General features: G+C 67.2%; 23 protein-coding genes. 10 read left to right on the forward strand and 13 right to left on the reverse strand.

Going from position 1 to position 25,342, the window contains the following annotated elements; genetic code table 11:
• Nucleotides 1-72: 72 nt before the first annotated feature.
• Nucleotides 73-1,788, reverse strand: coding sequence for a VWA domain-containing protein (locus tag HII28_RS20625; RefSeq protein ID WP_170024394.1), 1,716 nt, complete (start codon nucleotides 1,786-1,788; stop codon nucleotides 73-75).
• Nucleotides 1,789-2,091: 303 nt separating this feature from the next.
• On the reverse strand, nucleotides 2,092-3,807 hold the full coding sequence (locus HII28_RS20630) for a VWA domain-containing protein (RefSeq protein ID WP_170024395.1): 1,716 nt from the start codon (nucleotides 3,805-3,807) through the stop codon (nucleotides 2,092-2,094).
• 230 nt (nucleotides 3,808-4,037) lie between these two features.
• Between HII28_RS20630 and HII28_RS04970 the strand changes: the two genes are divergently transcribed.
• The gene (locus HII28_RS04970) at nucleotides 4,038-4,436 is read left to right on the forward strand and encodes a PPOX class F420-dependent oxidoreductase (protein ID WP_170024396.1); all 399 of its coding nucleotides are present in this window, start codon (nucleotides 4,038-4,040) and stop codon (nucleotides 4,434-4,436) included.
• A gap of 109 nt (nucleotides 4,437-4,545) precedes the next feature.
• Here the strand turns inward: HII28_RS04970 and HII28_RS04975 are convergent, their stop codons facing one another.
• The 8 genes from HII28_RS04975 to HII28_RS05010 all read right to left on the reverse strand — a co-directional run bounded on the left by HII28_RS04975 (nucleotide 4,546) and on the right by HII28_RS05010 (nucleotide 13,906).
• The gene (locus HII28_RS04975) at nucleotides 4,546-5,742 is read right to left on the reverse strand and encodes an aminoglycoside phosphotransferase family protein (protein WP_170024397.1); all 1,197 of its coding nucleotides are present in this window, start codon (nucleotides 5,740-5,742) and stop codon (nucleotides 4,546-4,548) included.
• Between the two features lie 50 nt (nucleotides 5,743-5,792).
• Nucleotides 5,793-6,623: a DNA-formamidopyrimidine glycosylase family protein gene (locus HII28_RS04980; RefSeq protein WP_170024398.1), complete on the reverse strand. Its 831-nt coding sequence runs from the start codon at nucleotides 6,621-6,623 to the stop codon at nucleotides 5,793-5,795.
• A gap of 200 nt (nucleotides 6,624-6,823) precedes the next feature.
• Complete coding sequence (locus HII28_RS04985) at nucleotides 6,824-7,282, reverse strand: SRPBCC family protein (RefSeq protein ID WP_170024399.1); 459 nt, start codon at nucleotides 7,280-7,282, stop codon at nucleotides 6,824-6,826.
• An 86-nt stretch (nucleotides 7,283-7,368) separates the two neighbouring features.
• Entirely contained in the window at nucleotides 7,369-8,442 is a 1,074-nt protein-coding gene (gene ychF / locus HII28_RS04990) for a redox-regulated ATPase YchF (protein WP_170024400.1), read from the reverse strand.
• A 31-nt stretch (nucleotides 8,443-8,473) separates the two neighbouring features.
• Nucleotides 8,474-9,220: an HAD family hydrolase gene (locus tag HII28_RS04995; RefSeq protein WP_170024401.1), complete on the reverse strand. Its 747-nt coding sequence runs from the start codon at nucleotides 9,218-9,220 to the stop codon at nucleotides 8,474-8,476.
• Nucleotides 9,217-9,966, reverse strand: coding sequence for a class I SAM-dependent methyltransferase (locus HII28_RS05000; RefSeq protein WP_170024402.1), 750 nt, complete (start codon nucleotides 9,964-9,966; stop codon nucleotides 9,217-9,219). Before HII28_RS05000 ends, HII28_RS04995 begins: the two co-directional genes overlap by 4 nt.
• Before the next feature lie 104 nt (nucleotides 9,967-10,070).
• The gene (locus HII28_RS05005) at nucleotides 10,071-12,176 is read right to left on the reverse strand and encodes an ABC transporter ATP-binding protein (RefSeq protein ID WP_170024403.1); all 2,106 of its coding nucleotides are present in this window, start codon (nucleotides 12,174-12,176) and stop codon (nucleotides 10,071-10,073) included.
• On the reverse strand, nucleotides 12,173-13,906 hold the full coding sequence (locus HII28_RS05010; RefSeq protein WP_170024404.1) for an ABC transporter ATP-binding protein: 1,734 nt from the start codon (nucleotides 13,904-13,906) through the stop codon (nucleotides 12,173-12,175). Before HII28_RS05010 ends, HII28_RS05005 begins: the two co-directional genes overlap by 4 nt.
• Before the next feature lie 188 nt (nucleotides 13,907-14,094).
• Here HII28_RS05010 and HII28_RS05015 point away from each other — a divergent pair, with 188 nt between their 5' ends.
• The gene (locus HII28_RS05015; protein WP_170025963.1) at nucleotides 14,095-14,679 is read left to right on the forward strand and encodes an exonuclease domain-containing protein; all 585 of its coding nucleotides are present in this window, start codon (nucleotides 14,095-14,097) and stop codon (nucleotides 14,677-14,679) included.
• Nucleotides 14,680-14,763: 84 nt separating this feature from the next.
• Nucleotides 14,764-16,122, forward strand: coding sequence for a DNA recombination protein RmuC (rmuC, locus tag HII28_RS05020; RefSeq protein WP_170024405.1), 1,359 nt, complete (start codon nucleotides 14,764-14,766; stop codon nucleotides 16,120-16,122).
• Between the two features lie 49 nt (nucleotides 16,123-16,171).
• Here the strand turns inward: rmuC and glpX are convergent, their stop codons facing one another.
• Nucleotides 16,172-17,146 (reverse strand): class II fructose-bisphosphatase, encoded by a 975-nt coding sequence (glpX, locus tag HII28_RS05025; RefSeq protein WP_170025964.1) that lies wholly within the window; start codon nucleotides 17,144-17,146, stop codon nucleotides 16,172-16,174.
• A 330-nt stretch (nucleotides 17,147-17,476) separates the two neighbouring features.
• Here glpX and HII28_RS05030 point away from each other — a divergent pair, with 330 nt between their 5' ends.
• On the forward strand, nucleotides 17,477-17,770 hold the full coding sequence (locus HII28_RS05030) for a hypothetical protein (RefSeq protein ID WP_170024406.1): 294 nt from the start codon (nucleotides 17,477-17,479) through the stop codon (nucleotides 17,768-17,770).
• A 292-nt stretch (nucleotides 17,771-18,062) separates the two neighbouring features.
• Nucleotides 18,063-19,097: a class II fructose-bisphosphate aldolase gene (fbaA, locus tag HII28_RS05035; RefSeq protein WP_170024407.1), complete on the forward strand. Its 1,035-nt coding sequence runs from the start codon at nucleotides 18,063-18,065 to the stop codon at nucleotides 19,095-19,097.
• 125 nt (nucleotides 19,098-19,222) lie between these two features.
• Here the strand turns inward: fbaA and HII28_RS05040 are convergent, their stop codons facing one another.
• Both HII28_RS05040 and HII28_RS05045 read right to left on the reverse strand, forming a co-directional pair.
• Entirely contained in the window at nucleotides 19,223-19,822 is a 600-nt protein-coding gene (locus HII28_RS05040; protein ID WP_170024408.1) for a DUF6264 family protein, read from the reverse strand.
• Nucleotides 19,819-20,850, reverse strand: a complete 1,032-nt coding sequence (locus tag HII28_RS05045) for a 4-hydroxy-3-methylbut-2-enyl diphosphate reductase (protein ID WP_170025965.1) — start codon at nucleotides 20,848-20,850, stop codon at nucleotides 19,819-19,821. The genes HII28_RS05040 and HII28_RS05045 overlap by 4 nt, the downstream gene beginning before the upstream one ends.
• Before the next feature lie 142 nt (nucleotides 20,851-20,992).
• Here HII28_RS05045 and xseA point away from each other — a divergent pair, with 142 nt between their 5' ends.
• The 5 genes from xseA to HII28_RS05070 all read left to right on the forward strand — a co-directional run bounded on the left by xseA (nucleotide 20,993) and on the right by HII28_RS05070 (nucleotide 25,333).
• Nucleotides 20,993-22,264, forward strand: coding sequence for an exodeoxyribonuclease VII large subunit (xseA, locus tag HII28_RS05050; RefSeq protein ID WP_346769318.1), 1,272 nt, complete (start codon nucleotides 20,993-20,995; stop codon nucleotides 22,262-22,264).
• Nucleotides 22,265-22,274: 10 nt separating this feature from the next.
• Nucleotides 22,275-22,568, forward strand: coding sequence for an exodeoxyribonuclease VII small subunit (locus HII28_RS05055; protein WP_170024409.1), 294 nt, complete (start codon nucleotides 22,275-22,277; stop codon nucleotides 22,566-22,568).
• Nucleotides 22,569-22,572: 4 nt separating this feature from the next.
• Entirely contained in the window at nucleotides 22,573-23,223 is a 651-nt protein-coding gene (locus HII28_RS05060; RefSeq protein WP_170024410.1) for a DUF4245 domain-containing protein, read from the forward strand.
• Nucleotides 23,223-23,849, forward strand: coding sequence for a carbonic anhydrase (locus HII28_RS05065; RefSeq protein WP_170024411.1), 627 nt, complete (start codon nucleotides 23,223-23,225; stop codon nucleotides 23,847-23,849). The genes HII28_RS05060 and HII28_RS05065 overlap by 1 nt, the downstream gene beginning before the upstream one ends.
• A gap of 62 nt (nucleotides 23,850-23,911) precedes the next feature.
• A complete protein-coding gene (locus HII28_RS05070) occupies nucleotides 23,912-25,333 on the forward strand; it encodes a class II fumarate hydratase (RefSeq protein WP_170024412.1) in 1,422 nt (473 codons plus the stop codon).
• Nucleotides 25,334-25,342 lie beyond the last annotated feature (9 nt).

Genomic DNA, 25,342 nt, shown 5'->3' on the forward strand with positions numbered 1-25,342 from the left:
CAGCCGCGACGACGGCCTCGTCACCGTGGCCGTCGTCGCGTGTGGCTTCGTCGCGTCCTGCCTGCGCCGCGGTCAATTGCCGCAGTGCGGGCGACAGGTGCGCTGCGAGATGGCATCCACGAGCACAGCCCCGAGATCCTGCGGCTTGAGCGCCTGGTAGACCCCGCCGTTGGTGGCATCCGCGATCTGCGTCATGGCCGACTGGTCGGTGTCGGGACCGAATCCGATCATGATCACCGGAACGGGACGGTTGACGCTCTCGATCGACTTCAGCTGTCCGACCAGCTGATCGAGGCTGAGTCCTCCCGCGGGATTGTCGTTCTTGCCATCCGTGATCACCAGCACCGAGCTGACCATGCCCGACACGTAGTTCGCCTGCATGTTCTTCACCGCGGCGAGAACGGAGTCGTACAGTGCCGTGTCGCCCTGCACGCGGCTGGGAAGGGACTTGATCACGTTCGAGATGTCGGCTGCGTGAGCCGGATCTCCGACCGGCGCGACCGGCGTGAGCTCCGTCCACGGCTGCGAGCCCTGCTGGTTGGTGGAGAAGCTCCACACTCCGAGCTGGGTCTGCGGCGAGAACATCGCGACCGCTCCTGCCGCTGCCTGCTGGAAGATGCCGATACGGGTCATGCCGCCGCCGACATCCTCGTTCATCGAGCCCGACACGTCGACGAGCGCCAGCATGCGGCCGCGCATCGTCATGGTCGACCACTCGTGCAGCATGTCCACCTGCGTGGCCAATCCGCCAGGGGCGGCCGTCGAATACGTCTTCAGCACTCCGGCCGCCTGCAGATGCCCCTGGCCGAGTCCCGATCGGAAGCCGCCCTGGGCGAGGTGCTTCTGGTCGGTGACGAAGGCGCTCTCCAACGCCGTCATGAGCCGGTCCTTCACGACGCTCCCTGTGGAGCGTCCGGCGACGCGGACGAAGGGAAAGGCATCCTCGTCGGTGCCGTCACCCGGGTAGATCGCGAAGAACTGCTGATCGGGATGCTGCTGGTTGTGCTGGTAGACGGCCTGCTCGGTCGTGAGGACAACGGTGGGCAGAGAGTTCTCCTGCGCCGACGCGAACGCCTTCTCGGCGGTCGCCGGGATGTTCTTGCCCAGTGCGACGAGTGCCGTGTCGAACGCGAGATCGTTGCCCGCCGGCGCGACGCCGTTCAGCTTGCTGAGGGCGAGCAGGCTCGCCCCGTTCGCCTCCGGATCGGGCAGCAGCGCGTTGAGTCCGCCAGAGTACAGGCCGGCCCATGTCGGCTTGGCCGCAGCGATCGACGATGCCTTCTTGGACGGCGCTGCGAAAACGAGCGGAGTCGTCGCGACGTAGGCCTCGAAGAAGGCGTTCGGTGTCTCGCGTCCCAGCGACAGCGCCGTCGCCGCGATGCGGCTCTGCCAGCCGGGAGAGTCCGGCACCCAGACATCGGCGCCGACGTCTCCGCCTGCCGCCACGATGGATGCCGTGTCCGCGGAGTCCTGCACCCGCACGGTCGTCTTCACGCACGGGGTCACGACGTCGAACGAGCTCGCCGCCCTGGTGAGCACGGGGGCGATTTTGGGGTCGGCCACCACACGGATCGTCGTCGGCTTGCCGCACCCGATGGCATCCGCGAAGGAAGGAACGGAGCTGCCAAGAAGACCGCCGGCCCAAGCAGCCCCACCGACGGCCACCAGGACGACGGCGACGGCGCCCGAGATGATGCCGATCAGGAAGCGCTTGCGGGAGCGTGGGCGCGGCTCTCGCGCGGCAGGCAGGGCGTCATGAGGGTGCGCAGGGGCGCTGTGTCGTCCCACTCGTACTCCATCGTCGGGTCAGGCCGCCCCCGCCTGCGATCTTCGGCCGCGTCCCCTCGAGCGGCTTCATGCGGCGATTCTATCGGACGACCTGGCACGGCGACGTCCTCGGCGAGGCGTGGTCGGCCGAGTCCGCGCGACGGCGACGACAGACCTTCCGGCGGCGATCCGACCGAGGAGGCAAGGGAGGAGATCGAGGTCATCCGGAGAGGATGCGCCGAGGGGTCGGCAGCCCGGACTACGGCCGAAAAAACGCCCCGAACGCCGCACCGTGCTGCGCGAGCACCGACACCGTGCCGGAGATCAGTGGATGAGGCAGTTCGGACGGCAGGACCGCTGCGAGAGCGCATCCACGAGCACGTTGCCCAGGTCCTGAGGCCGGGTCGCCGTGTAGACACCGCCGTCGGTCGCGTTGGCGATCTGACCCATCGCGGCGAGATCGGTGTCCGGTCCGAATCCGATCATGATGACCTCGACCGGCTTGTCCGGGTTCTCCACCGTCTTCAACTGCGCGAGCAGGTCCTGCAGCGAGAGCCCCCCGCCCGGGTTGTCGTTCTTGCCGTCGGTGATCACCAGGACGGAGTTCACCATGCCCGGGATGAAGTCCTTCTGCACGTCCTTCACCGCGGCGAGAACGGTGTCGTAGAGCCCGGTATCGCCCTGCACATAGCTCGGCAGCGCGCCGATGATGCTCGCGATCGCCTGCTGGTGCTGCGGATCCCCGATGGGCGCGATCGGGGTCATCTCCTTGTACGGCGTCGACCCGTTCTGGTTGGTGGAGAAGATCCAGATTCCGAGCTCGGCCTGCGGCGAGAACATCGAGACGGCGCCCATCGCGGCCTGCTGGAAGATGCCGATGCGGGTCATGCCGCCACCGGCATCCTCGTTCATGGACCCGGAGACATCGACCACGGCCAGCATGCGCGAACGCATCGTGATCGTCGACCACGCGTGCAGGAGGTCGACCTGCGACGAGAGGTCGGGCGAGATCATGTCGGTGTAGGAGGCGAGCACCCCGGTGGCCTTGAGCGAGCCTGTGCCGATGCCGCTGCGGAATCCGTACTGCCCCATGTGCTTCGTGTCTGTCACGAATGCGCGCTCGAGGCTGTTCAGGAGGCGATCCTTGGCTGCGTTCCCTGAGGTGACTCCCGCCAGCCGCACGTACGGATAGGAGTCGAGCACCGTTCCCGAACTCGGATACACGGCGAAGAACTGCTGGTCGGAGCTTTTTTCGGACTCGTTGTGCGCGAACACGGCCTGCTCGGTCGTGAGCACGACCGTCGGCGTCGACGCCTTCTCGGCATCGGCGAACGCCGCTGTCGCGTCAGCGGGGATGACCTTGCCGACGGCGATCATCGCGGCGTCGAAGGCGAGCGGATTGCTGGCCGGCGCGTTCGCCTTGAGCACGCTCAGCGCCAGCAGGCTGGCACCGTTGTTCACCGGATCCGGGAGCAGGGCGTTCACGGTGCCGCCGTAGATGCTCGGCCACGCCGGCTTCGCGGCGGCGAGTGAGCTGGCCTGCTTGGCCGGCGCCGCGAAGATCATCGGCGTCGTGGCCACATTCACGCCGAAGAACGCCTTCGGCGTTGCACGCCCGAGGGATTTCGCCGTCGCGGCGATGCGCGCCTGCCAGCCGGGAGAATCCGGCACCCAGACGTCGGCTTTCGGGTCGTTGCCAGAAGCCACGATCGACGCGGTCTCTGCAGACTTCTGCGCACTCACCGTCGTCGTCACGCAAGGCGTGACGGCATCGAACGACTGAGCCGACTTCTCCAGAGCAGGAGCGATGGCCGGATCAGCGACGACGCGCAGCTGCGTCGGTTTGCTGCAGCCGAGGGCGTCCGCCGGTGCCGGCAGGATGCCCCTCAGCGCGCCCGTTCCCCACGCAACGCCCGCAACGGCCAGGAGCACGATGACGACCGCACCGGAGATGATGCCGATGACGAAGCCTCTGCGCGACCGCGGTCTGTCTGAAGCGACAGGCTGATGATGCACGGGTGCGGCGCTGTGTCGTCCCACTCGAACTCCATCGTCGGGTCAGGCCCCCCGCCTTCGCTGCTGGCACCGCATCCCCTCGAGGCGGCGACGTTGGGGGTTAGCATACCCGACGCCGTGAGCGCCCGAAATGCACGACGGACCACAACGGGAGAGCCTGTGGGCCAGCTGTGCACTGTGCCTGAGCGACAAGGGACCATCCACGGCCGGAAAGTGTTCCAGCGACGCCGGGGCCGTGCCGACAGTATGGTCGAATGACCGCCTCCGACATCATTCCCGAGCATCTCGTGGCACTGCTGAACGAACCTAACTTCGGATTCCTCGGCACCATCCGTCCAGACGACACGGTTCAGGTGAACCCGATGTGGTTCGAGTTCGACGGCGAGCTGATCCGCTTTACGCACACCACGAAGCGTCAGAAGTACCGCAACCTGCAGCGGAATCCGAGCATGAGCCTCGCAGTGGTGCGCGAGCAGTCCTTCTACCGGTACCTCGAGATCCGCGGGCGACTGGTGGAGGTCGTCCCCGATCCGGACGGTGAGTTCTATGTTCGCCTGGCGCGACGCTACGGGGAGACGGATCCGCAGCCGCCGAAGGACAGGGCCGACCGCGTCATTCTCGTGATGAGCGTGGAGCACGCCGGCACCAACTGACGTCGTCGATCGGCTCGGCGCCTCACACGCACCCGAGCGCTGTTCTCGGGCTCGGGTGCGAACGTCCATGCACCCACGGCGTGTCGGCGAGCGTCGAAACGCGAGCGTCTCAGCCTGCGGCGTCGACCGCGTCCTTCATCGCCGCGCGGGCGTCATCGAGGTGATACACGCGTTCGCTCGGCTCGATGTGCGTCAGGAAGTCGTGCATCGTCACGGCGGCGCGCCATTCGGCCAGCGGACGCATGAGCTCGAGCGCGCCACGCGGATCACTCGAGGGGGCCGTTCGACGCCAGGTGCGCACCCACTCGTCGTGCACCGATGCCGCGTCGGAATCCGAGAGCACCTTTGTGAGCAGCAGGATGTCGTACGCCGGATGCGACAGCGACGCGTCTCCCCAGTCGATGACCACGGGCTCGGCGCCGCCGAGCCGCACGTTTCCTGCGTGCAGGTCGCCGTGCACCAGGGTGTCCGGGAGTCCGCACGCCGCCACCCGCTCCAGCCTTGCGGGAAGGGCCTCGATGAGCTCGCGGATGCCGTCCACGCTCTCGCTCCAGAGCCGCGCCACATCGACGAAACGCTCCGCCTTGAGACGACGATCCGGCAGCCCGGCGGCGAGCAACTCGTCCGCGGCACCCGCGTACCTCGCCTGCACCGGATGGAAGAGTTCTGTGATGCGAACGCGGGTCTCAGCATCCGCGCCGTGTCCGTCAATGCCCGGCACGTCGGCGAGGAGGATCCGCCCGTGGTCATCGGCGGCCAGCGGCTCCGGCGCCAGCGCAGGTGCTGCGGCCCGCACGAGCCGCAGCACCTCCGGCTCGTGAGCGAAGAAGGGCGGCACCTGCTTGAGCCAGGCGACGGTGCCGGCCGGGGCGTCCATGCGCCAGATGGCTGACAGGTTCCAGCTGCGCTGCTGAGCCGCGTCGATGTCGTGGAGTCCACGACGTTCGAGTGCCGCTTGCGCCCACGCGACGGACGCGGCCGGCCCACCCGGCCGCGCCCATGGCATCCGCAGGGGATGCTCGGCAAGGTCGAGGTCGCCGGGCGCCGGGATCAGCGGCAGGGGCGACGACAGGGTCCGCGTGTCGACCTGCGCGAGGTACGTCACCTCGCCTCCTGACGCCGGGCGGCCCTCTCCGTGTCCGTGCAGCAGCCGCAGGACCTGCACGTCGACGCCGAAGGCCTCGCGCGCAGTGCGCACCACCTCGTCGACGTCCTGCCACCACGGGTGCGCCACGGTGAAGGTCGGAAGCACGCCGAGCATGCCACCCGTCTGGTCGACGAGAACGAGGGTGGTGTCGCGTGGCATGCGACGACGGTAGCGGGCGTCGGCATCCGGGTGCCAGCCCGCTCAGCGAGTCAGAGGATCACGCCGCCCGTCTGGCACGCTGGACAGTACTGCGCCGTCGTGCTCGCGAACGCGAAGTCGCGGATGGTGTCGTCGCATCCGGGGCAGGGCTCCCCCGCCTTGCCGTGCACCATCATCGCAGCGACTTTCGCCGCCTTGAGCTCGGAGATGGGGATGCCGTGCCGCGCGTCGATCGCGGAGCGGATCACCCCCGTGGTCTGCTCGAAGAGCCGGTCCAGTTCATCGGTCCCGAGCTCCGACGCGTGCACGACGGGGTTGAGTCTCGCGGCGAAGAGGATCTCGTCCGAATACGCGTTGCCGATCCCCGCTATCGACTTCTGCTCCTCGAGCACCGCCTTCAGCTGCTTGCGACGACCCGCGAAAGCGCTGTCGAAGTCGGCGCGCGTGTAATGGGCTACCGCAGGATCGGGGCCGAGGCCGGCGACGGACGGCACATCGGATGCCGCATCCACGACCCACAGGGAGTGCGACACCCAGCCGCCGGAGTCGGTCAGGTCCAGCCGAATATCGCCCTCGAACTCGAGAGTGGCGAGCGCCGGTGCAGGAGTTGCAGAGTCGTCCGACGGTGATTCGCCCTCACCCCAGCGCGCCCAACCGTGGCGCCCGAGTGAGACGACGAGGTGCGCGTCGCCGATATCGAGGTCGAACATCTTGCCGTGCCTGGTCACCGAGGCCACGGATCGACCGATCAGGGTCGACGGCTGCCTCGAACGCGTCTTTATCATGCGGAATTCGAGCACGTCGACAGACACCAACGCGCGTTCGCGCAGCCGCTCATCGAGATCGTCGGCGAGTGCCTGCACCTCAGGAGACTCGGGCATATTCCGATCGTGCCACCAAGGACCGACAGTCGGCACGCCTTCGGTGTGCACGGACCTCGGGAGTCGATGACGAGCGCGCACGGACAGGAGGGCGACGACTCCGGCGTCGACGACAGCCGACGACTCCCCGGCGCGAACCGGGAGCGCTTCACCGTCGAACCTCTGCGTTCGACGGAGATCAGAACAGAACTAGACGCAGGTCATCGGCCCTCGACCAGTGCAGCGAGCCGGTCGACGGACGCCATCAGCCGTTCCGGCGTGGTCGCTCTTGCACGTTCCAGACGCCCTTCGTCGGTCAGCGCCGTCCAGTCGTAGGAGTGCGTGACGCGGGTCACGCCGTCCCCATCGTCCTCCAGCTCCCATCGCCACAGCTGACCGATCGGCGGCTTGCCGGCCTCGGCGGGCATCCAGCCGATACACCTGCCCTCCTCGAACTCCACGACGTGGTTCTCGCGCACGCTGCCGCCGCGATTCGTCATCACGAAGACGTCGCCGACGGAGCGCACGCGCTGACCTGTCGCGGCGTGGCCGAGGTTCTCGTTGCCATCCCAGCGGGGTTGCTCCGACGGATCCGCGATCAACTCGAAGATCACCGACGACGGTGCTGCGATCTCCCTGCTGGCTGTGACGAGGCGGTTCTCGTGTGCCGAATCGGTCATGGCCCCAATTCTCGCTCTCTTCGCCGGGCGGTCCGATGCCGTCCGGCGAACCCGATCCCCAGAGACATCGCGTGCCGGCGACCGGACTACACGTTGAAGCGGAACTCCACCACGTCGCCGTCCTGCATGACGTAGTCCTTGCCCTCGAGGCGCGCCTTGCCGTGAGCACGGGCCTCGTGCACCGATCCGAGCTCGACGAGATCGCCGAACGAGATGACCTCCGCCTTGATGAAGCCCTTCTCGAAGTCGGTGTGGATCACGCCTGCCGCCTGCGGAGCCTTCCAGCCCTTGTGGATGGTCCAGGCACGCGACTCCTTCGGCCCTGCGGTGAGGAACGTCTGCAAGCCGAGCGTGTCGAATCCGATGCGGGCGAGCTGGTCGAGGCCGCTCTCCTCCTGGCCGGTGGATGCCAGCAGCTCCGCGGCATCCTCCTCGTCGAGGTCGATCAGCTCAGACTCGAGCTTCGCGTCGAGGAACACGGCCTGGGCCGGCGCGACGAGTGAGGCGAGCTCGGCCTTGCGCGCGGCATCCTGCAGCACTGCCTCGTCCACGTTGAACACGAAGATGAACGGCTTCGACGTGAGAAGTCCGAGCTCCTTGACGGGAGCGAGATCCAGACCGGATGCCGACAGCAGCACGCCCCGCTCGAGCGAGTCCTTCGCTGCGTTCGCTGCCTCGAGCACGGAGGGGTCGAGCTTGCGACCGCGCACCTCCTTCTCGTACCGGGTGATGGCCTTCTCGAGCGTCTGGAGGTCGGCGAGCATCAGCTCGGCGCCGATCGTCTCCAGGTCGTTCGCGGGATTCACCTCTCCCTCCACGTGCACCACGTCGGAGTCGGCGAATCCGCGCACGACCTGGGCGATGGCATCCGCTTCACGGATGTTCGCGAGGAACTGGTTGCCCAGACCTTCACCGGTGGACGCGCCGCGCACGATGCCCGCGATGTCCACGAAGCTCACCGTGGCAGGCACGATGCGCTCGGAGTGGAAGAGGTCGGAGAGCGTCGTCAGGCGCGGGTCCGGCAGGTTCACCACGCCGACGTTCGGCTCGATGGTCGCGAACGGATAGTTCGCCGCGAGCACCTGGTTCTTGGTCAGCGCGTTGAAGAGCGTGGACTTGCCGACGTTGGGCAGGCCGACGATGCCGATAGTGAGAGCCACGGGGATCCATCGTATCCGGCCGCGGGAGCGCTCATCGTGCCCCGGGCAGCGTGCGCAGCAGTTCGGGCAACACGCGAAGATCGGAGATCACATGATCGGGGCGGCCGGCGATCGGGGCACTTGTCGATGCGCCGTGCCGGTCGACCCACACGGAACGAACGCGAGCCGCAGCGGCGCCGGCGATATCGGCCTCGAGGTTGTCGCCGATGTGCACGGCGTGTTCCGGCCGGGCACCGATCGCATCGAGCGCGGCGGTGAAGATCGCGGGATGCGGCTTCGCCACCCCTATCTCCGCCGAGACGATCACGGCATCGAAGAGGTCGTCGATGCCGATCGCTGTGAGCTTCGAGCGTTGCTGGGCACTCGGTCCATTCGTTATGAGCGCCAGGCGAAGGTTCGCGTCGCTGCGCAGGTCGGTAAGCACCTCGAGAGCCTCTGGATACAGTTCGAAGACAGCGAACTCCTCGGCTCGGTTCAGATCGACGGCGCGGCGCACGACGGCCTCGTCGTGCACACCGAGATCGGCGAGTGCGTGCTGCCAGGCGGCGCGATGCGCCGCATCCGCCGCCACCCGCCCCGTCATCCAGTCGTCGCCGATCTCTGGCCAGCCCTCCCACCAGGCGCGGCGGTTCGCCTCGGCGAGCTGCTCGGCGTCGATGCGCGCGTCATCCTTCGCGAGCGTCGCACAGACCCGTCGCACCACGCCGTCGATGTGGTCGTCGCGCAGAAGCGTGCCGTCGAGATCGAAACAGATCGCGGTGATCGCGCTCGCTGTCACGGCCGCACGTACCGGAACGCGAGCGTCATGTATGGGAGCTCGATGACCTCGTGCCCTGCGATCTGCGGATGCGTGTCGAGCAGGTCTCCGACAGCGGCGAGCGTCTCTTCCTGCTGCGCGGCATTCATGACGGCGAAGTAGCTGCGCGAGCGGACGAGGTCGAGGATTCCGTCCCGGTCGAACGGCTGGGTCCATCCGAAGGATGCCCGCTCCGGCTGTCCGAATGGTGCGTGCACGTGCGGATCGTCGTCCATCCCTTCGGTGAACTGGTCGCCGTCGGCGTGCATCGCGACGCCCAGCTTCCTGACCCAGTCGACTCGCTCGTCGCGGAAGTTCCAGATGAGGCCGAGCGTCCCGCCCGGCTTGAGCACGCGCCCCACCTCGCGCGATGCGACGGGCGGGTCGACCCAGTGCCAGGCCTGGGCGAAAGTCACGGCGTCGACGGACTCGTCGGGCAGCGGCATCCGCTCCCCTGTCCCGATCAGCGTCTCGACGCCGGACACCGTCGACCTCAGCACGCGGAGCATCTCCTCCGACGGATCGACGGCAAGGATCTCACGGCCCTCGGCGACCAGTGCACGGGTCAGCTTGCCCGTTCCGGCGCCGACGTCGACCACATGACGCTGCTCGGGACGGACCAGCCAGGCGACGGCATCTGCGGGGTATTCCGGGCGGGATGCCTCGTACACGTCTGCCACGGAACCGAACGACCGCGCATGCTCGAGCTTCTCTTCACGTGAGCGCATGCGACCAGCGTATGGGTCGGAAGTAGTGTCGCGCGTGTCGGATCCCGGGGACGGATGAGGGGCTCGGCGCCGAAGCACCGAGCCCCTCGCGGACGCACCGGGACTCAGTCCACGATCGCAGCGTCCGGTTCGTCGCTCTCGGCGATCTCTGCGGCCTCTGCCGCGAGCCGGTCGCCCTGGATGTCGGCGAATTCCTCGTCGAGGTCGGTCGCCGCCTGCTCGAACTGCGCGTTGTACAGCCGGTAGTAGGCGCCCTTCGACGCGATGAGCTGCGCGTGGTTGCCCTGTTCCACGATGTCGCCGTGCTCCATCACCAGAATCAGGTCTGCGTCACGGATGGTCGACAGGCGGTGCGCGATCACGAACGACGTGCGTCCCTGACGCAGCGCGTTCATCGCGTGCTGCAGCAGGAGCTCGGTGCGGGTGTCGACGGAGCTGGTCGCCTCGTCGAGGATCAGCACGCTGGGCTTGGCCACGAACGCGCGCGCGATCGTGATCAGCTGCTTCTCGCCCGCCGACACGTTCGAGGCGTCCTCGTCGAGGGTTGTCTCGTATCCGTCGGGCAACGAGTGCACGAAGCGGTCGACATACGTGGCTTCCGCGGCCTCGTGGATCTCGGCGTCCGTGGCATCCGCGCGGCCGTACCGGATGTTCTCCCTGATCGTCCCCGCGAACAGCCACGGGTCCTGAAGCACCATGCCGGTCTTGGCACGGATGTCGTGGCGCGTGAGGTCCGCGATGTTCTGGCCGTTGAGCAGGATGCGACCGCCGTCCAGCTCGTAGAACCGCATGATCAGGTTCACCAGCGTGGTCTTGCCGGCGCCGGTCGGACCGACGATGGCGACGGTCTGGCCCGGCTCGACGCGGAACGACAGGTCACGGATGAGCGGTCGCTCCGGGTTGTACGAGAACGACACGTGCTCGAACTCGATGGTGCCGTCGCCGTCGACCGGCGCCGGGGCGTCCGGCGCGTCCGGCTCCTGCTCGTCCTGGTCGAGCAGCTCGAACACGCGCTCGGCGGATGCCGTGCCCGACTGGACAACTGCGGCCATGCCGCCCAGCTGCGACAGCGGCTGAGTGAACTGCTGCGAGTACTGGATGAAGGCCTGCACATCGCCCAGTCGGAGCTGTCCTCCAGCGACCATGAGCGCACCGATCACGGCGATGCCCACGTACGTGAGGTTTCCGATGAACTGCATCGCGGGCATCATCGTGTTCGACAGGAACTGCGCCTTGAAGGATGCCTGGTACAGCTCCTCGTTCTCCGCCCTGAACGCGTCGCGCGAGCTCTTCTCGCGTCCGAACACCTTGACGAGCGCATGCCCGGAGAACGACTCCTCGACGCGGGCGTTCAAGCGGCCGACCTTGCGCCACTGCACACCGAACGCCTTCTGCGAGCGCGGACCGATGACGCCGAAGATCACCGCCATCAGCGGGAGCGAGACCAGGGCGACAAGCGTGAGCTGCCACGAGATCGACAGCATCATGATGAGCACGCCGAGCACGGTCAGCACGCTCGTGAGAGCGCTGGACAGCGACTGCTGCATCATCTGCGTGATGTTGTCGATGTCGTTCGTCACGCGCGAGATGAGCTCGCCGCGCTGCACGCGGTCGAAGTAGCTCAGCGGAAGACGGTTGATCTTCGACTCGACCTGCTCGCGCAGCCGCCACATGGCGGTCACCATGATGACGTTGATGATGTAGCCCTGCAGCCAGTTGAGCACTGCAGAAACCACGTACAGCGCGAGCACGATCATCAGAACCTGACCGAGCCGCGTGAAGTCGACCCCCGTGCCGGGCACCACATGCTGCATCGCCTGCACGATGTTCGCGAGGTCGTGCTGGCCGGATGCATTGAGGCCGGCGACCACCTGGGCCTGCGTTGCACCCTTCGGCAGGTTCTTCGAGATGACGCCCTCGAACAGGATGTTCGTCGCCTCACCGAGCACCTTCGGCGCGGCCACCGTGCAGGCGACCGCGAGCGCGCCGAGGATCGACGCGAACGTGAAGGCCACCGCGTTGGGCTTCAGCAGCCCGATCAGCCGACGGAACGAGGGCCCGAAATGCTTCGCCTTACCAGGCGCGACTCCGCCGCTCCAGTCGTCGGAGGAGAGTCTTGCCTGCTCGGCCTGCTCGAGCTCGAGCTTCTCCTCGGCGGTGGGCTCATCCGTCGTCGCTGCGCGCTTCGCGCCGTTCTTCGCGGCGCTCATCGGCCGGCCTCCACTCCGAGCTGGGATTCCACGATCTCGCGATAGGTGTTGTTCGACGTCAGGAGTTGATCGTGGGTGCCAACGCCCACCATCCGTCCGTCCTCGAGCACGATGATGCGGTCGGCGTCCGTGATCGTCGAAACGCGCTGCGCGACAACGATCTTCGTCACCTCCGGCAGTTCTCGCCAGAGCGCCTGCCTGAGCCGGGCATCCGTTGCGAGGTCGAGAGCGGAGAAGGAGTCGTCGAACACGAGGATGCGCGGCCGGTGCACGATGGCGCGCGCGATCGCGAGACGCTGCCGCTGCCCGCCGGAGACGTTGGTGCCTCCCTGGGAGATGCGGGCGTCGAGGCCGCCGTCCATCTGGGCGACGAAGTCGCTGCCCTGGGCGATGGAGAGCGCGCTCCAGAGTTCGTCGTCCGTGGCATCCTCACGTCCGAAGCGCAGGTTCGAGGCCACGGTTCCGGTGAAGAGGAAGGGACGCTGCGGCACGAGGCCGATCGTCTGCCAGAGGGCCTGCAGATCGGCGTTCCGCACGTCGACTCCGTTGACCGAGACGCTGCCGTCGCTCACGTCGAAGAGTCGCGGAATCAGCGAGATGAGCGTCGTCTTCCCCGCTCCGGTCGAGCCGACTATGGCGACCGTCTCCCCCGGTTCCGCCGTAAAGCTGATGCCGGAGAGCACAGGATGCTCCGCGCCCGGATACGTGAACGAGGTGTCGGCGAACTCGACGGTTCCCAGTGTGGGGAACTCGGTGACCGGATTCTCGGCACGGCCCAGCGACGTCTCCGTCGCGAGGACCTCGCCGATGCGCTCCGCCGACACGGCCGCCCTCGGGATCATCATCGTCATGAAGCTGGCCATCATGACGCCGGACAGGATGATCATGACGTACTGCATGAACGCGAAGAGCGTGCCGATCTGCACCTCGCCGGAGTCCACCTTGATGCCGCCGAACCAGATCACGCCGATCACGGTGACATTGAGGATGAACATCACGACGGGGAAAAGCAGCACGAACAGCGAACCGACTTTGCGGCCGACGACCATGATCTCGGTGTTCGCCTCACGGAACCGTGCCTCCTCGATCGGTTCGCGCACGAACGCACGAACGACGCGGATGCCGGTGAGCTGCTCGCGCATCACCCGGTTCACGGTGTCGAGCTTCTCCTGGAAGCTGCGGAACAGAGGCACCATGCGGCTGATGATGAGGACGGCGACGACGAGCAGGATGGGCACCGCCACCGCGATCAGCCACGACAGGCTGAGACTCTGCCGCAGCGCCAGGATGATGCCGCCGATGGCGAGCAACGGCGCGGAGACCAGGAAGGTCGCAGACATCATCGCGAGCATCTGCACCTGTTGCACGTCGTTCGTATTCCTGGTGATCAGCGAACCGGGACCCAACGCTGAGACCTCGCGCTCGGAGAACGCGGAGACCCGGTCGAAGACCTGGTCGCGGATGTCGCGCCCGGCGCGCATGGCGGCCTTCGCCGCGAAATAGGTGGCGATGATGGCCGCGACGATCTGCCCGAGGGAGATCACCAGCATCAGCGTTCCCGTGCGCCAGATGTATGCGGTGTCGCCCTTGGAAAGACCGTTGTCGATGATGTCGGCGTTCAGGCTGGGCAGATAGAGGCTCGCAAGCGCCGAGGCGAACTGGAAGACCAGTACGCCGAGGAGCAGCCATTTGTATGGTTTGAGATATCGGACGAGGAGCTTGAGCAGCACGAAATGCTCCGATTGAGTCGAGGTGCCGTGAAGGGGATGCCGAGTAGCGTGCACCGCACCTCCGACATTCGTCGCGGCGGTGAGCCGAACCGGCCGTATCACGATATATCGCGTTGCCCCGAACGGCAATCCCCGACCACGCCGAAGGCGCTGCCGAGGGTGTCGCCTGCTCGTGCGAGCATGACGACGTGCAACTGGACTTCACCGCCATCGACTTCGAGACCGCGAATTCCAGCAGCGCTTCCGCGTGTTCGGTCGGCCTCGTGAAGGTGCGCGACGGCAGGGTCGTCGACACGGCAGGATGGCTCATCCAGCCGCCCGCCGGGCACGACGCGTTCCTGGAATGGAACGTGCGGATCCACGGCATCCGGGCTCGCGATGTGCGACACGCCAGCGGGTGGGTCGATCAGCTGGCCGATCTCGTGGAGTTCGCCGGAGACGACGTTCTCGTCGCACACAACGCCGGGTTCGACATGGGCGTCATCCGCGGCGCGTGCTCTGCCACGGGCATCCGCTGTCCCCGATTCGACTACCTCTGCAGCCTCCAGGTAGCTCGAAGGACCTACTCGCTCGACTCATACCGGCTGCCGGTCGCGGCGATGGCGGCCGGGTTCGAGGGCTTCCACCACCACGACGCCCTTGCGGATGCCGAGGCATGCGCGGCCATCATCGTGCACGCCGCGAAGCGGCACGGCGCCGGCTCCATCGGCGAGCTCGCCGCCAACGTTCCCGTTCGGATGGGACGCATCGGCGACGTCGCGGAAGCCGCCTGACCGCTGGCACGGATTCGTATGCCGGAAGCGGCATGCGAGGCGAGCCGCCGCGGCGATGTCGGTGGCTCTTGCGACCATGAGGACATGGACGTTCTCCTCCTCATCATCGGTCTCGTGGTCGGCGCCGTCGCGGGCGTGCTCGGCGGTCTCGCCTATGCACGTCGCAACTTCGGCTCCCCCGACGCCTCCGACGTGCCGGCGGAGCATCCCGAAGTCGTCGCCGCGCGGCACCAGGCAGAACTCGCCGGTGTTCGTTCGGAGGAGCAGGTGATCCAGTCAGGGCTGCGCGAGCAGCTGGCCGCAGTGACGGCGACGGCACAGGGCCTGCGCGAGCGGATCGAACGGCAGCAGTCGCAATACGAGGAGCTCGTTGAGCGGCAGCATTCCGAGGTGATCGCGCAGCGGGAGCGCGAACGCCAGGAGAGCAAGGTGCTGCAGGCGCTGGCACCCGTCCGCGAGTCCCTGCAGGGCATGCAGAAGAAGGTCACCGATCTCGAGGAGCAGCGCAGTAGGCAGCACGGCGAACTCGCTCAGCAGCTGCGGTCAGCATCCGAATCGGAGGAGCGTCTGCGCGGCACTGCGGAGTCCCTCGCGTCCGCGCTGCGATCAAACAGCACCCGCGGCGTGTGGGGAGAAACGCAGCTGCGCAGTGTCGTCGAAGCTGCCGGGTTGATCGAGCGAGTCGACTTCGATGTGCAGTCGAGCATCAGCTCCGACTCGGGAGCCGGCCGACCCGACATGGTCGTCCACCTGCCGGGTGGCAAGAACATCGCCGTCGATGCGAAGGCGCCGTTCAACGCCTTCCTCGAGGCGAGCCAGATTCCTGCAACGGCGACCGGGGAGGAGCGTGCTCGACGCGAATCCCTGATGCGACAGCACGTCAAGGCGGTGCGCGACCACATCACGACCCTCGGCAGCAAGGCGTACTGGATGGGTCTCGACGCGTCGCCCGAGATCGTGATCGCCTTCATCCCGAGCGAATCGCTGGTGTCCGCGGCCATGGAAGCCGATCCGACCATCATGGAGTTCGCCTTCGGCAAGAAGGTCGCCCTTGCCTCCCCCGTCACACTCTGGTCGGTCCTGAAGACCGTCGCTTTCAGCTGGCAGCAAGACGTGCTCACGAACGACGCCAAGGTGCTGTTCGATCTCAGCCGCGAGCTCTACTCACGGCTCGCGACCACCGCGCAGCACATCGACAAGCTGGGCCGCTCGATCAAGGCGACGGTCAACGACTACAACAAGTTCGTCGGGTCGCTGGAACGCCAGGTCCTGCCGTCGGCGCGCAAGCTCGGTGCCCTCGACGAGTCGAAGATCATCCCAGCGCTGACGGGGCTCGAGGAGTCGCCCCGCGAGATCACGGCATTCGAGCTGGTGGGCGCGATCGACTCGGATTCCGATGACGAGGCCGCCGAGCCGATCGCCATCGGCGACCGCCGGCGCTGATCACGAGCGGCCGGCGCACGCCGATTCATCGTGATCGAGAGGTCTGTCGTCACCACCACTTCGAGACGAGGTGCTCGGCGGAGATCCGCCGCACAGTGCCCGACTTCGATCGCAGCACGATGCTGCTGGTGTGGATGACCGGACCGTCGCGACGCACGCCGTCGACGAGTCCGCCATCCGTCACACCGGTGGCCACGAACAGAGTGTTGTCACCGGCGACGAGATCGTCGAGCTCGTAGACCTTCTCGGGATCGAGCCCTGAAGCGATCGCACGATCGCGTTCGGCCGCATCGCGAGGAGCCGGTGTCGCCTGCATGAATCCACCGAGCGCCTTGACCGCGCAGGCCGTGGTGATCCCCTCGGGGCTCCCACCGATCCCGACGCACAGGTCGATCCGCGTACCCGGTCGCACGGCGTTGATGCCGCCTGCCACGTCACCGTCGAGAAGAAGTCGGGTGCCGGCTCCGGCATCCCGGATCTCCTGGATGAGGCCCTCGTGGCGCGGCCGGTCGAGCACGGCGACCCGCAGCTCGCCGACCTCACGGCCGGTGGCCGCCGCATAGGCGCGCAGGTTCTCACCGATCGGCTTGCGGATGTCGACCACGCCCTTGCCCTCGGGTCCGGTGACGATCTTGTCCATGTAGAACACGCCGGAGGCGTCAAGCATGGTGCCGCGGTCGCTGACCGCGATCACGGACAGCGCGTTCTGTCGGCCGGCGGCGGTGAGCGAGGTGCCGTCGATCGGATCCACTGCGATGTCGCACGCCGGACCACGGCTGGTGCCGACGTGCTCGCCGTTGAACAGCATCGGTGCGCGATCCTTCTCGCCCTCCCCGATCACCACGACTCCGTCGAAGTCCACCGTGGCGAGGAAGGCGCGCATGGCATCCACTGCCGCGCCGTCCGCGTCGTTCTTGCAGCCCTTGCCGATCCACGGGGTCGTACGGATCGCCGCCGCCTCGGTAGCGCGTACGAGCTCGAGGGCGAGGTTGCGATCGGGATGCAGCGGGCTGTGCTCATCTATGCCAACCGTTTGCCATCTGTTGCCATCCGGCGCTGGGCCCTGCGCGGTCGATGGGGAGTGCACGTCGTTTCCTGCTGTGCGGTTGTCTGCGGCGGATCCGGTGGTCTGTTCGGTCAACACGTCTCCACCGTGGCGCAAGAACAGCAGCCGTCTGGGGCGAACAGCCTGTGATGTTTCGCGGATCTTCACGGATCAGCGGACCACGGGGTTCTTCACATCCGCTGCGCATTCGGCCCCACCGCGCGTCAGCACGCGATAACCGGGGTACAAGCTGACTCGCATCGTCGCGGGGACAACGGATGCCGCCTCCCGCCCCGACTCGGAGACCGCATGGCGCACATCCTCTCCGCCCTACTCAACGCGATGCGCCCGGAGAACTGCGAGCGGCGCGGCGACGTGGTGTCCGCGGAGTTCCGCACCACACCTCTGTCCATTCCCGCGACCGGCTACGTCTTCCCCGAACAGCACGCGATCGAGGGCCTCGAGTACGTCTGGGACGACGACTCGAACGTCGGCGCCGAGGCGGCGCCGCATCCGCTCTCCCGTGGCAGGCATCTCCTCACGCTGCGCGCCGTCGGCGTGCCCGTGCGGCTGAGGGCGATCAGCGTCGATCTCGCCGACTAACGTCGATGGGCCGGTCGGTGCGCGCGGCTCAGCGGCTTGATCGGGTCGGCCCTACGAGCAAGCTCGTAGGGCTCTCACCTCAATCGCCTCTATCGCTGCCGCGCCGCTCAGAGGCTCAATCAGCTCGGCCCTACGAGCGAGCTCGTAGGGCTCTCACCTCAATCGCCTCTATCGCTGCCGCGCGGCTCAGAGGCTCAATCGGCTCGGCCCTACGAGCAAGCTCGTAGGGCTCTCACCTCAATCGCCTCTAGGATTGGGCCGTCACCCCAGCCCCTTTCATCGAGGAGACGTCATGCCCATTGCGACCCCTGACCAGTACGCAGAGATGCTCGATCGCGCGAAGAAGGGCGGCTTCGCGTATCCCGCGATCAACGCCGCATCGTCGCAGTCGATCAACGCCATCCTGCAGGGTCTCACTGAGGCCGGCTCCGACGGCATCATCCAGGTCACGACCGGTGGTGCTGACTACTTCGCGGGCCAGACCGTGAAGGCGCGCGCGACCGGCGCCCTGGCGTTCGCGAAGTTCGCCACGGAGGTGGCGAAGAGCTATCCGATCACCGTCGCGCTGCACACGGACCACTGCCCCAAGCCGGCGCTGGAGGACTTCGTGCTTCCGCTGATCGCCGCATCCGAAGAAGAGGTGAAGGCCGGACGCAACCCGATCTTCCAGTCGCACATGTGGGACGGCTCCGCCGTGCCGCTGGCGGAGAACCTGGAGATCGCGCAGGAGATGCTGCGTCGCACGAAGGCGATCAACGCCATCCTCGAGGTCGAGATCGGCGTCGTCGGCGGCGAAGAGGACGGCGTGCAGCACGAGGGCACCAACGACGCGCTCTACACGACCGTCGGTGACGTGACCAAGGCCGTCGAGGCCTTGGGACTGGGCGAGAACGGCCGGTACATCGCGGCTCTCACGTTCGGCAACGTGCACGGCGTGTACAAGCCGGGCAACGTGAAGCTGCGTCCCGAGCTGCTCGGCGAGATCCAGGCCGGCATCGCGGAACGCTTCGGAACCGGTGCGAAGCCGCTCGACCTCGTGTTCCACGGCGGTTCGGGATCGACCGACGAGGAGATCGCACAGGCTGTCGCGAACGGTGTGGTCAAGATGAACATCGACACCGACACCCAGTACGCGTTCACCCGGTCCGTCGCGGGCTACATGCTGAGCAACTACGACGGCGTGCTCAAGATCGACGGCGAGGTCGGCAACAAGAAGCAGTACGACCCGCGCGCCTGGGGCAAGGTGGCTGAGACGGCCATGGCGCAGCGCGTCATCGAGGCGACGCATCAGCTCGGCTCGGCTGGTCAGTCGTTGACCGTCAAGTAGGAGTCAGGCGAACGTCGCTGCCGAGGGCAGGGACAGCGCGCTCAAGCGAAGAGGGCGTCGGCCAGGTGCCGACGCCCTCTTCGCATGCCACGACGGTCCAGCCGGTCGCACACCGTTCGTCGACGTCAGCGCGCCTGGTGCAGGAACGCGATGAACGCCGGATCGTGGAACACCAGGATCAGAAGCCCTGCACTGTTCACGAGACTGGCGAGCACGCCGGCCACGAGCGGGATCCAGAAGGCGATCCGACCGCGCAGGATCGTCCAGGTCGACAAGCCGGCGGCCACGACCCACAGGGCGAGCGACACGATCGCGATCACGTCGGCGATGGTGCCGGTGAGCGACGTCACCGTGTAGTCGCCTGTGATGCCGGTGCTGCCGTAGAACACGGCGATCTCGCTGGGAAGGTCCGAGCGAGACGTGATCGTCGTGATCACGTTGTAGAGCCCCAGCACGAGCAGCGCGATCGTGATGACGCGGTCGGCGGGATGCCTGAGCAACGTCGACCCGTTGTACGCCGACGGGGAGTCCGGGTCGACCGGCGGGTTCTGCCGCGCCGGGGCATCAGGGATCGACGGATGCTGCGCGGCCGTGCTCTCCACGTGCCCGGGTTCCGGCGGAGCATAGTGCGGGTTGGTCTCCGGCGCCTTGATGGCCGCCCGCTGCTCCTCGGGTGTGGCGTATTCGCCGTACTGCGGGCGAGGACGGGATCCGGTGTCGTTCATCGTCCCCGGCCCCCGAGAGCGCGATCGTCCTGGTTGCCCGACTCGTCGCGCCGCAGCTCCTTGGGCAGTGAGAACATGAGGTCCTCCTCCGCGGTCTTCACGATCTGCACGTCGCCGTAGCCGGCATCTGCGAGGTCGTCCAGGAGCTCCTGCACGAGAACCTCGGGCACGGATGCCCCGCTCGTCACTCCGATCGTCGTGACGCCGTCGAGCCACTCCTGCTGGACTTCGCTGGCGTAGTCGACGCGGTGAGCGGCCTTCGCGCCGTTCTCCAACGCCACCTCGACCAGTCGCACCGAGTTGGAGGAGTTCGCGGAGCCGACGACGACGACGAGGTCGGCGTCCTGCGCCACCTTCTTGATCGCGACCTGCCTGTTCTGGGTGGCGTAGCAGATGTCGTCGCTCGGCGGATCGGCGAGGTTCGGGAAACGCTCGCGCAAGCGACGAACGGTCTCCATGGTCTCGTCGACCGAGAGCGTCGTCTGCGACAGCCAGACGACGCGGTCCGGATCGCGCACCTCGAGCGTGTCCACATCGTCGGGACCGTTCACCAACGTGACGTGATCGGGGGCCTCGCCCGCCGTTCCCTCCACCTCTTCGTGCCCTGCATGACCGATGAGCAGGATCTCGTAGTCGTCACGCGCGAACCGCACGGCCTCCCTGTGCACCTTCGTCACGAGCGGGCACGTGGCGTCGATCGCGCGCAGACCCCTGTCGGCCGCTGCCTGAACCACGGACGGCGCAACTCCGTGCGCGCTGAACACGACGTGCGCGCCCTCCGGCACCTGGTCGACGTCATCGACGAAGATCGCGCCGCTCTTCTCCAGCGTGGAAACGACATGGATGTTGTGCACGATCTGCTTGCGCACATACACGGGGGCGCCGTAGCGCTCCAGTGCCTTCTCGACAGCAACGACGGCTCTATCCACACCGGCGCAGTATCCACGGGGTGCGGCCAACAGCACCCGTTTCGGTCCGGGGCCAGGGATATCCTTGAGCCTGCCCCGGACGCCGGGAACACGCGGCATCGCCAGGTCGATCGTCGAGTCGGTCACGGTGGTTAATTCTAGGTTGACTGCACATGCGATTGAGGTGAGTGTGGGGAGGGCCGGCTCTCCTCACCGCACCGATCGAGCATGTTGAGCGGCGCGGCCGCGAACACTGGAGGAACTGAGCGTGGCGGATGCCCTGCCCACCGTCGAGACGCCGTGGCCGGTCTCCATCCTGGCCGGCAAGATCCGTGACTACATCGATCGCCTCGGCAGCGTGTGGGTGGAGGGCGAGATCACGCAGTGGGGCGTCTCTGGCGGAAACGTCTACGGAAAGCTCAAGGATCTCGAGGCGGATGCCACGGTCTCCTTCACCATCTGGTCGTCTACGCGTACGAAGATCCCCACGGATCTGAAGCAGGGCGACCGCGTCATCGTCCTGCTCAAGCCGAACTACTGGCTCAAGGGCGGCACGCTCACCATGCAGGTGTACGACATGCGCCATGTCGGGCTCGGCGACCTGCTGGAGCGACTGGAGCGACTGCGCACCCAGTTGCGCTCTGAGGGTCTCTTCGACGTCGGCCGCAAGAAGGCACTGCCCTTCCTGCCGCACTGCATCGGGCTCGTCACCGGCAAGGACTCGGACGCCGAGAAGGACGTGCTCCGCAATGCGCAGCTGCGCTGGCCGGCTGTGCGATTCCGGGTGCGGCACGCGGCTGTGCAGGGTGACAGGTCGGCGGCCGACGTGGCCGCAGGCATTCGCGAGCTCGACGCCGATCCCGAGGTCGACGTCATCATCGTCGCCCGCGGTGGCGGCGACTTCCAGAATCTGCTGCCGTTCAGCGACGAGGCCCTCGTGCGCACCGCCGCGGCGTGCTCGACGCCTCTGGTGAGCGCGATCGGACACGAGAACGACCGTCCTCTGCTCGACGACGTCGCCGACCTCCGCGCATCGACGCCGACGGATGCCGCCAAGCGCGTCGTCCCTGACGTCGCGGAGGAACTGCTGCGCGTCCAGCAGGCGTCGATGCGCATGAGCACGAGGGTGACGGCCCTGCTCGGCCACGAGATCGACCGGATCGCCCAGCTCCGCTCGCGCCCCGTGCTCGCCTCCCACACGTGGATCGTCGACACGCGCTCCGAGGAGCTCACCCGCTACGTCGCGCGTGGCGAGGAACTCGTCGGCCGTCACCTCGAACGCGCCGAGAACGGCTCTCGCGAACTCGCCGTGCGGTTGCGCGCCCTCTCGCCGCAGAGCACGCTCGACCGCGGCTACGCGATCGTGCAGAGCGAGTCGGGCATCGTGCGGTCGGCGTCGACGGCACCGAACGGCACGGCGCTCACCGTCACTCTGGCCGACGGTGCGATCGACGCTGTGTCCACAGGGGCGCGCGACGACGGGCTCTCCACCGGTCACGACGCATCCAGCGAGCGTCCGGCGCCCGCTCGTTAGGATGGATGCCATGCCAACCGACTCCGCCGGCCCTGCCGACACGCGCTTCGGCGAGCCGCGAACCGCGGACTCGGATCCGAACTCGCTGAGCTACGAACAGGCCCGCGACGAACTCATCGGCGTGGTGTCCCGTCTCGAGCAGGGCACTCCGACGCTGGAGGAATCCCTTGCTCTCTGGGAGCGCGGCGAGGCTCTCGCCCGCCGCTGCGAGGAATGGCTCATCGGCGCCAAGGCTCGTCTCGACGCGGCACGCGCCGGCGCGGAGCGTGGCGCATCGGACGATCCGCGAGGGGACGCGGCCTGAGGCCATGGCGAAGAACGAGCATCCGGTCGTCGCCGAGCTGGGACGGCCGGAGACCGCAAGGGAGACGGCGGAACGCAAGGCGCAGGCGTCTTCTGATCACCGCCGCCGGCAGACGGTCAACAACCTCATCTACTCGCTGCTGGCGACCCTGGGACTCGTGATCGTCATCGTGCTCATGGTGCCGCGCCCGGTCCCGGAGCCGGCAGCGAGCATCGACTACGCCAAGATCGCGGCGCAGGGTGCGGGCGTCGAGCCGGATCCGCTGCTGACGCCCCACCTGCCGAAGGACTGGACCTCCAACTCCGCGCAGCTGCGACAGGAGACCGACGACCAGGTCGATGAGTGGTACATCGGCCTGATCACCCCTTCGAAGGAGTACATCGGCCTCGCCCAGGGCTTCAACGCGAACGCCACCTGGCTGGCGACCCAGGTGGCCAACACCCGCCCCGTCTCGACCACCACGATCGACGGCGTCAAGTGGGACATCTACGACAATCGCGACTCGAGCCGCGACGTGGGAGACGCCAAGTACGCGCTGTCCACAACGCAGGGGAAGAGCACGGTCGTCGTCTACGGAACCGCATCGAATGCCGAGTTCCAGAAACTTGCGGAGTCCGTGAGCACTCAACTCATCCACGATGCGAAAGGTCATTGATGACGAACACCAGCCCGGCACGAGCCTGGTCCCAGTTGCAGGCGGGAAACGCCCGCTTCATCGCAGGACAGCCGCTGCACCCGCGTCAGGATGCCGAGCGTCGTGCCGAAACCCTGGGTTCGCAGGCACCCGTCGCGACCATCTTCGGATGCAGCGACTCGCGCCTGGCCGCCGAGATCATCTTCGATCTCGGGCTCGGTGATGCCTTCGTCGTGCGCAACGCCGGACAGGTCATCTCGGAGTCGGTTCTCGGATCCGTCGAGTACGCCGTCGCCGTGCTGCACGTCCCGCTCCTGGTGGTGATGAGCCACGACAGCTGCGGCGCCGTACGAGCGGCCATCGACTCCGCGGCCCCCGGCTCCGACCGGCTTCCGCCGCACATCGCCGATCTGATCGCCCCCATCGTGCCCGCCGTGCGCCGCGTTGCCGGCGAGGTCACCGATCCGGCCGCCGTCGACTCCTCGGAGGTCGCACGCGAACACGTGAAAGACACGGTCAGCGAACTGCTCCGTCGCAGCGAGCTCATCGCCCAGGCCGTGGCCGATCGGGAGCTGGCGATCGTCGGCGCGAACTATCGGCTCAGCGACGGAACCGTCACCTCGCACCTCGTCGTCGGCGAGGTGTGAGCCGACGCCTGCGGCACTCACGAAGCACGACAGACACCACAGACACGACAAAGGATCCTCGAATGGACAGCCATAATCCCGGCGACGACGCCGACTATCGCATCGAACACGACACCATGGGCGAGGTGCGGGTTCCCCGCAACGCGCTCTACAGCGCGCAGACCCAACGCGCCGTAGAGAACTTCCCCATCTCCGGCTCCAGCTTGGAGTCCGCCCAGATCGCCGCACTGGCGCGTATCAAGAAGTCCGCCGCGCTGGCCAACGCCCGGCTCGGCGTGCTCCAGGGCGACATCGCCGAGGCCATCGCCGCCAGTGCTGACGAAGTGATCTCCGGCGTCCACGACGACCAGTTCCCCGTCGACGTCTACCAGACGGGCAGCGGCACCTCGTCGAACATGAACATGAACGAGGTGCTGGCCACGCTGGCCACCCGCCGCCTGGGGCGTCCGGTTCACCCGAACGATCATGTCAACGCGTCCCAGTCCTCCAACGACGTCTTCCCCACCTCCGTGCACATCGCCGTCACGGGGGCGCTCATCGACGACCTGATCCCCTCGCTCGACCACCTCGCCGTGGCATTCGAGGAGAAGGCCGAGCTCTGGAAGGATGCGGTCAAGTCCGGCCGCACCCACCTCATGGACGCCACGCCCGTCACCCTCGGCCAGGAGTTCGGCGGATACGCCGCGCAGATGCGCCTGGGCATCGACCGGGTGCAGTCCGCGCTGGCCAGGGTCGCCGAGGTCCCGCTCGGAGGCACTGCCGTCGGCACCGGCATCAACACGCCGGCCGGATTCCCCCAGCTCGTGATCGAGCTCCTCACCCAGGAGACCGAACTGCCGGTCACGGAGGCGCGCAACCACTTCGAGGCGCAGGCCAACCGCGACGGCCTGGTCGAGGCCTCCGGCGCACTGCGCACCATCGCGGTGAGCCTCACCAAGATCTGCAACGACCTGCGCTGGATGGGTTCTGGCCCCAACACCGGTCTGGGCGAGCTGCACATCCCCGACCTTCAGCCCGGGTCCTCGATCATGCCCGGAAAGGTGAACCCGGTGATCCCGGAAGCGACGCTCATGGTCGCCGCCCGCGTCATCGGCAACGATGCCACGATCGCCTGGAGCGGCGCGTCGGGGGCATTCGAACTGAACGTCGCCATCCCCGTGATGGGGACTGCGCTGTTGGAGTCGATCCGCCTGCTCTCCAACGCATCCCGTGCCCTGGCCGACAAGACCGTCCGCGGCCTCGAGGCGAACCTCGAGCGTGCGCGCGCACTGGCCGAGTCCTCGCCGTCGATCGTGACGCCGCTGAACAAGATCATCGGATACGAGGCGGCGGCGAAGATCGCGAAGCACTCCGTCGCGCAGGGGATCACGGTACGCGAGGCCGTCATCGACCTCGGATTCGTCGAGCGCGGCGAAGTCACCCTCGAACAGCTGGACACGGCGCTGAACGTGCTGAGCATGACCACGCCGCCGACGGCGAAGTAGTCGAGCTGA

It is taken from the genome of Planctomonas sp. JC2975 (genome assembly GCF_012985205.1).
In the GTDB taxonomy this organism is placed as follows: Bacteria; Actinomycetota; Actinomycetes; order Actinomycetales; family Microbacteriaceae; genus Humibacter.